Source organism: Streptococcus mitis, from assembly GCF_946190375.1.
Classification (GTDB): Bacteria; Bacillota; Bacilli; order Lactobacillales; family Streptococcaceae; genus Streptococcus; species Streptococcus mitis_CJ.
Window position 1 is genome coordinate 1 of the sequence record NZ_CAMIAF010000173.1, and the last position, 217, is coordinate 217.

Below are 217 nucleotides of genomic sequence, written 5' to 3' on the forward strand. Positions count from 1 at the left end.
CCCAGCTAAAGATGAGGTTGAATACCTCAAAGAAGGCGATGATGTTGTTAAGAAGACAACAACTTACGCGGTCAATGCAAGTACCGGTGCCCTTACTCCAACAGAAAAAAAGGAAATCTTCAAACAAAATGGAGCTAAATCTAAGGTTGTCGTTACGCCAATAGAGCCAAGTGTTCGTTATGAAAAAGACGCGACAAAAGCTAAAGGTGAAGCAAAA

At 41.0% G+C, this 217-nt stretch carries 1 protein-coding gene; it reads left to right on the forward strand.

The features are described 5' to 3' along the window. The coding region (locus N8M09_RS11150) for a hypothetical protein (protein WP_261065264.1) at positions 1–217 on the forward strand (217 nt) is incomplete at both ends.